Origin of the sequence: Sulfurivirga sp., assembly GCF_015490265.1 — a bacterium.
Taxonomy (GTDB): domain Bacteria; phylum Pseudomonadota; class Gammaproteobacteria; order Thiomicrospirales; family Thiomicrospiraceae; genus Sulfurivirga.
The window spans coordinates 1-6,735 of the sequence record NZ_WFYD01000136.1; the positions used below are offsets into that span (position 1 = coordinate 1).

Annotated in this window: 6 protein-coding genes; 2 read left to right on the forward strand and 4 right to left on the reverse strand. The window is 70.2% G+C overall.

What is annotated here, in order from left to right:
- On the reverse strand, nt 1-637 hold a 637-nt coding region (gene yrfG, locus F8K16_RS08900; protein ID WP_294949699.1), incomplete at its 3' end, for a GMP/IMP nucleotidase.
- Between the two features lie 11 nt (nt 638-648).
- Between yrfG and nudE the strand changes: the two genes are divergently transcribed.
- Nucleotides 649-1,194, forward strand: coding sequence for an ADP compounds hydrolase NudE (gene nudE, locus F8K16_RS08905; protein WP_294949702.1), 546 nt, complete (start codon nt 649-651; stop codon nt 1,192-1,194).
- Nucleotides 1,191-2,000 (forward strand): 3'(2'),5'-bisphosphate nucleotidase CysQ, encoded by an 810-nt coding sequence (gene cysQ / locus F8K16_RS08910; RefSeq protein WP_294949705.1) that lies wholly within the window; start codon nt 1,191-1,193, stop codon nt 1,998-2,000. Before nudE ends, cysQ begins: the two co-directional genes overlap by 4 nt.
- On the opposite strand, the gene F8K16_RS08915 is transcribed toward cysQ, so the two are convergent.
- From F8K16_RS08915 to F8K16_RS08925, 3 genes are all read right to left on the reverse strand, one after another.
- Nucleotides 1,990-2,913, reverse strand: a complete 924-nt coding sequence (locus tag F8K16_RS08915; RefSeq protein ID WP_294949708.1) for a hypothetical protein — start codon at nt 2,911-2,913, stop codon at nt 1,990-1,992. The two genes, cysQ and F8K16_RS08915, sit on opposite strands and share 11 nt — an antisense overlap.
- Nucleotides 2,864-6,442 carry a hydantoinase B/oxoprolinase family protein gene (locus F8K16_RS08920; RefSeq protein WP_294949711.1) on the reverse strand — a complete coding sequence of 1,193 codons (3,579 nt, stop codon included), beginning with the start codon at nt 6,440-6,442 and terminating at the stop codon, nt 2,864-2,866. The genes F8K16_RS08915 and F8K16_RS08920 overlap by 50 nt, the downstream gene beginning before the upstream one ends.
- A partial coding sequence (locus F8K16_RS08925) for a cation transporter dimerization domain-containing protein (protein ID WP_294949714.1) occupies nt 6,443-6,735 on the reverse strand: 293 nt, incomplete at its 5' end. It abuts the gene before it with no gap.

Genomic DNA, 6,735 nt, shown 5'->3' on the forward strand with positions numbered 1-6,735 from the left:
CGGGGAAGCGGTCGCTCTCCACCGGCGGCATGTGGGGGCTGACGTGACTGGCCAGCAGCAGGTGGCCGATGCCGTAGTCGGCGGCGCTTTTCAGCGCGCGCAGGTTGTCGTCGATCAGCAGCGTGCGCGCTGGCTCGAAGTCGAAGTCCCGCCGGATGGCCGGCCACAGGCGGCCGTCCTCCTTGGGCAGGCCATAGTCATGGGCGCACAGGATGGCGTCAAAATGGCGGCCGATGGCGGTCACCTCCAGCTTCAGCGCCAGACTGTCACGGTGGGCGTTGGTCACCAGCGCCAGCCGCTTGCCCAGCGTCCGCAGCCGCTCAAGAAAATGTTCCACGCCCGGATGGGGACGGATCATGTGCTTCAGGTCCCGCTTGCGGGCCGCCACCGGCAGGTCGAACACCCCGGACCAGTAATCGGTGCAGTACCATTCCAGCGTGCCCTGTTTCGCGCTGATCTTCTCCCGAACGATCTCCTGCGCCCTTTCCAGCGGCAGGTCGTTCTTTTCCGCATACAGACGGGGCAGGTATTCCCACCAGAAGTGCCAGTCGAAATGGAGGTCCAGCAGCGTGCCGTCCATGTCCAGCAGCACGGTGTCGATGGCGTCCCAGGGTGGCATGGGCGAGGTGTGCGTCATAGAATGGCCTCATGAGCAGACTGCCGCAGATTTTAAACCGTCACATCGTCGCCCGCTCGCGGCTGTTCACCGTGGAGGCGCTGGATCTGCGCTTCGGCAACGGCGTGGAGGCCCGGTTCGAGCGTCTGCGCAGCAGCCTCTCCGGCGCGGTGCTGGTGGTGCCGGTCACCGATGACGACCGGCTGGTGCTCATCCGCGAGTATGGCGCCGGCGTGGAGCGCTACGAGCTGGGCTTTCCCAAGGGCAAGGTGGATCCGGGCGAGGGCTGGGCCGAGGCCAGCGTGCGCGAGTGCATCGAGGAGGCCGGCTACCGGCCCGGCTCGGTGCGCCTGCTGGATACGGTCACCCTGTCGGCCGGCTACATGAGTCATGTGACCCATCTGGTGCTGGCCGAGGCGCTGGTGCCGGCCAGCGCCACGGGCGACGAGCCGGAGCCGCTGGAGGTGGTCCACTGGCCACTGGATGACTGGCGCGCGCTGGTGGATGACCCGGATTTCACCGAAGGGCGCGCCTATGCGGCGCTGCTGCGCGCCCTGCAGGCGAGGGGGCGGCTGTGACACCGGAACTGCTGCGCCTGTGGTTGCCGCAGGTGTGCGCGCTGGCCCGCCGCGCCGGGGCGCGCATCGCCGAGATCTACGCCGCCTGCGACTACGCGGTGGAGAAGAAAAGCGACGGTTCGCCGGTCACCACCGCCGACCGGGCGGCGGACGCGCTGATCATTTCCGGCCTGCGGCAGCTCACGCCCGCCCTGCCCATCGTCACCGAGGAGACGCTGGCCGAACTGCCCTTCGAACGCCGCGCCCACTGGCGTGACATGTGGCTGGTGGACCCGCTCGACGGCACGCGGGAGTTCGTCGCCCGCACCGGCGAGTTCAGCGTCAACATCGCGCTGGTGCGTGATGGCGAGCCGGTGCTGGGCGTGGTGGCCGCGCCGCTGCTGGATACGGTCTGGTTCGGCGGCGTGGGGCTGGGCGCATGGAAGTGGCAGGCGGGCGCGCAGCACCTGATCCGCGTGCAGCCGCCCCGGCAGGGGTGCCGCGTGGCGGTGAGCCGCCGACACGGGCGCCGCGCTGACGACTTCATCGCCAGCCTGCCCCAGCCGGTGACGCCGGTGCACATGGGCTCGGCCATCAAGATCTGTCTGGTGGCCGAGGGGGCGGCGGACTACTACCCCCGTTTCGGCCCCACCTCCTACTGGGACACCGCCGCAGGCCACGCCATTCTGCGCGCCGCCGGCGGCGAGATCCGTGACCTGCACGGCGCGCCGCTGCGCTACCCGCCCGACAAGACGCTGGAAAACCCCTTCTTCATCGCCCATGGCGCCGTGCCCTGGCCGGAGAACCTGACTCGCTTCAGCGGTTGAACACCGCCTCCAGCCGCAGGGTCACCAGCGGATCGGTACGGTAGCCGTAGTCGCGGTCGAAGCGCAGCTCCGGTGAGAGGGTCAGCAGCAGCCACGGGCGCCACAGTGGGCGGCTGTAGCGCAGCACCGGCCCCCAGCGCACCAGTTCGTAACAGGGCTGGTTGGACCAGCTGCCGCGCAGGCGCAGGCCCAGCGCCACGTTCCCGGGCAGCAGCCAGGTGTCGCCAGCGCCCAGATTGAGCACGATTTCTTCCCGCTCCAGATAGCCATCCAGCGAGACGCTCAGCCGGCGCAGTTCAGTCGGCGAGGGCGCCAGGTCGAAATCCCACCCCAGCGTGCCGTAGAGGCCGGTGAAGTTCTCCCAGCGCAGCCGCTGAAAGTCGGTGCGCACCCAGCCACGGCCCAGCGGGTAGCGGTCGCGCTGACGCCAGTCGATGGCCACGCCCGGTGTGATGCCGCGGAAGACCAGCCCGGCGGAGACATTGCTGAGCGTGCGCTGAAAGCGGCTGTCACCCCGTCCCAGCCGCAGGCCGACGAAGGTGCCCTGCGCCTGTCCCTGTGGTTGCACCGTGCGGTCGATGCCGCTGCGTTCGGCAGGCGCCGCCTCCGCTGGCGTCTCCTGCTGGATGATGAGGTTGAATTTGCGCTGCAGCCGCGGCAGGTGCAGGCGCAGGTCGATGAGCGGATCCGTTTTCAGGGGCGACAGGCGACCGACGCGCAGCCGCACGCCCAGCTTGAGGCGGGTGCGGTTCTCGGCAGCCGGCCACGGCTCGCCGGCCAGACGGGCATCAAGCCAGCCGCCCAGCGCCCGGGTCCAGTCGGAGACCCGCTGGTGCAGCCGGTCCACCTCCCCGGCGGCAGCGCTATGAAGCGTCAGCAGCAGAATCAGGCTCAACAGCCAGCGGAAAACCATAGCCGCCCCCTCCCGGAGTTTCCAGATGCAGCAGGGCACCTGCCGCCGCCTCCACATGGGCGCAGGCGGCCAGTGGCTGGCGGGTGCCGTCCGGCGCTTCCAGCCACTGGCGTCCCGGCGTGCCCGGCAGCCCGCCGGCCAGCCCGTAGGGCGCCACCTGCCGGTGGCTGGTGAGCAGCGATACCGTCATGGGGGCAAGAAAGCGGATGCGCCGCACCACACCCTCGCCGCCGCGCCAGCGGCCCGTGCCGCCGGAACCTGTGCGCAGTCCGAAGCGCTCCAGCCTCACCGGGTAGCGCCGCTCCAGAATTTCCGGGTCGGTCAGGCGCGAGTTGGTCATGTGGGTGTGCACGCCGCTGGCGCCGTCAAAGCCCGGCCCGGCGCCGGCGCCGCCGCAGACGGTTTCGTAGTACTGGTGGACGCCGTCGCCGAAGGTGAGGTTGTTCATGGTGCCCTGGCTGGCGGCCACCACCTGCAGGGCGCCGAAAAGCGTGTCCACGATCAGCTGGCTGGTCTCCACGTTGCCGGCCACCACCGCCGCCGGCCAGCCGGGATTGAGCAGGCTGTGGGGCGGCACGATCAGTTCCACCGGCGCGAGAAAGCCGTCATTGAGGGCGATGGGGTGGGGAATGAGGCAGCGCAGCACATACAGCGCCGCCGCCCGGGTGATGGCGTGCGGGGCGTTGAAGTTGCCGGCCACCTGCGGGCTGGTGCCGGTGAAGTCCAGCACCAGCCGGTCGGCTTCCGGGCGCACGCTCACCCGCACATGGTGGCCGTGGTCGCTGGTGTATTCGAAATCCCCCGACTGAAGTTTCGGCAGCAGCGCCAGCACCGCTTGCCGGGCGAAGTCGAGCACGAAGGCCATGTAGCGGGCCACGGTGCCGGCGCCGAAGGTGGCGCACAGCTGGCGCAGGCCTTCGGCGCCCTGCCGGTTGGCCGCCAGCTGCGCCTTGAGGTCGGCCAGGTTCTGTTCCACGTTGCGCGCCGGGTGACGGGCGCCGCGCAACACCCTTTCGATGGCTGCCTGCTGGAAGACGCCGTCCTTCACCAGCGGCATGGGGGAGATGAGCACCCCTTCTTCCTCGATGTGACGGGAATGGGCCGGCATGGAACCGGGGGTGAGCCCGCCCACGTCGGCGTGGTGGCCGCGGCTGGCGACGAAGAAGCGTTCGTTGTCTACGAACACGGGCGTGACCACGGTGATGTCCGGCAGGTGGGTGCCGCCGGCGTAGGGATCGTTGAGCACCCAGGCGTCTTCCGGCCCCAGATCGTCGCCGGCCCGTTCGATCACTGCGCGCACCGACTCGCCCATGCTGCCCAGATGCACCGGCACGTGGGGCGCATTGGCGATCAGGCGGCCCTGCCCGTCGAACAGGGCGCAGGAGAAGTCGAGCCGCTCCTTGATGTTGACCGAGCGGGCGGTGCGCGCCAGGGTGGCGCCCATCTGCTCGGCGATGTGCTGGAAACGGTTGTTGAACAGTTCCAGCCACACCGGATCGGCCCGGTCGAGCGGGGGGCGGGGCTGTGCCCGGGCGTCCACATGGTCGAACAGCAGCGCGCTGTCTTCCCGCAGGGTGGCCTGCCAGCCGGGGGCGAGCCACAGGGTGCCGGTCCGTTCCAGAATGAGCGCCGGGCCGCTGACCCGCCAGCCGGCGGGCAGGTCTTCGCGGCGAAAGACCGGCGCGGGGTGCCAGGCGCCTTCAAAGTAGATGTCCACCGTGTCGATGGGTGTGCCGTCACCACCGGAGGGAGGCAGGGGCGTGATCGGTTGGCCGCCGCCACGTGCCTCCACCGTGGCGCTGTGCAGTTCGATCTCCGCCTCCGGGGCGAAGCCGAACTGCTGCCGATGCAGGGCGTCGAAACGGGTTTTCAGCGTCTCCATGTCCGCATCGGGGGCGGCGGGCACGTCCAGCAGCGCTTCGCTGCCCCGGGCACGCAGGTGCAGGGTGATCTGGCAGCGGCTCTCCGGCACGCCTTCTTCCGCCAGCTGTGCCTTGAGGCGGTCGCAGGCGTCCGTCAGACGGGCACGCAGCCGGGGCCAGTCGGTCAGCGGCTGCTCCAGCGCCAGCCGCTGCAGGCGGCTCTGCTCGGCCACCCCGATGCCCCAGGCGGAGAGCACGCCGGCGAGCGGGTGCAGCAGCACGCGGCGCACGCCCAGTTTTTCCGCCACGGCGCAGGCGTGCTGGCCGCCGGCCCCGCCGAAGCTGACCAGCGTGTAGCCATCCAGCCGGATGCCGCGGCGGGTGGTGATCTCGGCGATGGCGTTGGCCATGTTCTCCACGGCGATCTCCAGCGCACCCTCGGCGCAGGCCTCCGGCGTCAGTCCCGCCTCCCGCGCCAGCGCTTCGAAGCCCTGACGAGTGGCGGCCTCGTCCAGCGGCTGGTCGCCGTCCGGGCCGAACACGGTGGGGAAGTGTTTCGCCTGCAGCCGGCCCAGCAGCAGGTTGCAGTCGGTCACCGTCAGAGGCCCCCCGCGCCGGTAGCAGGCGGGGCCGGGGTTGGCGCCGGCGGATTCCGGCCCCACGCGCAACCGGCCGTGCTCGTAGCGCACGATGGAACCGCCGCCGGCGGCCACGGTGTGAATGGCCAGCATGGGCACCTGCACGCTGTGGCCGGCGATCTCCGTCTCCACCACCCGCTCCAGTCGGCCGGCCCAGTGGGACACGTCCGTGGAGGTGCCGCCCATGTCGAAGCCGATGAGCCGGTCGCAGCCGGCGGCCCGGCCCGCGGCCACCATGCCGACGATGCCGCCGGCGGGCCCGGAGAGCACCGCGTCCCGGCCGCGGAAGTGTTCGGCCCGGGTCAGACCGCCGTGGGACTGCATGAAAAGCAGGTTGACGCCGGGCAGCCGGGCGGCCACCCGATCCACGTAGCGGCGCAGCACCGGGTTGAGGTAGGCGTCCAGCACGGCGGTGCGGCCGCGGGGGACGAACTTGGCCAGTCCGCCGGCCTCATGGCTGGCGCTGACCTGTGCGAAGCCCGCCTCGCGGGCCAGCGTCATGATGCGCCGTTCGTGGGCGGGGTTGAGGTCGCTGTGCAGCAGGGCGATGGCCACGGCGTTGAAGCCTGCCCGGCGCAGTTCGTCCAGCACGGTGCGGATTTCGTCCTCGTCCAGCGGTTCGATCTCCTCGCCCGTGGCATTCAGGCGTCCGTGGATCCCACGCACGGTAGCATGCAGGGGCGCGGGGCGGCGGATGTCCAGCGCGAAGATGTCGGGGCGGGCCTGGTCGCCGATCAGCAGGGCATCTTCCAGTCCGGTGTGGGTGATGAGCGCCACCGGCTCGCCCTTGTGCTCCAGCAGAGCGTTGGTGGCCACGGTGGTGCCCATCTTGACCGCCTCGATGCGCTCGACGGGGATCGGCGCCCCTTCGGCCACGCCGAGAAAGCGGCGGATGCCGGCCAGGGCGGCGTCCTCATACTGTTCCGGGTTGTCGGACAGCAGCTTGAGGGTGTGCAGCCTTCCTGCCGGGTCCCGGGCGATGATGTCGGTGAAGGTGCCACCCCGGTCGATCCAGAACTGCCATTTCATTCATCCGTCTCCCTTGCGTGCGTCCAGCCAACGGTGATGACCCGGATCGGTGCGACTGCTGACCGGTTCCTGATGGATCATGACGTCGGCGTTGGGGAAGGCCTGCTTCAGCCGTTCGGTGACCTCCTCGGCAATGGCGTGGGCCTCCTTGAGCGGCAGGTCGTCATCCAGCTCCAGATCCAGCTGGATGAGCAGGTTGGGGCCGCTTCTGAGCGTGCGCAGGTCGTTGAAGCCCCACACCCGCGGGTGGCCGAGCACGATGCGGCGGATGTCGGCGATCATCTCGTCCGGCA

What these genes read in the sequence shown, in the direction of transcription:
- nudE (WP_294949702.1), top strand. Translation starts at nt 649, where the DNA reads ATGAGCAGACTGCCGCAGATTTTAAACCGTCACATCGTCGCCCGCTCG.
- F8K16_RS08915 (WP_294949708.1), bottom strand. Translation starts at nt 2,913, where the DNA reads ATGGTTTTCCGCTGGCTGTTGAGCCTGATTCTGCTGCTGACGCTTCAT.
- F8K16_RS08920 (WP_294949711.1), bottom strand. Translation starts at nt 6,442, where the DNA reads ATGAAATGGCAGTTCTGGATCGACCGGGGTGGCACCTTCACCGACATC.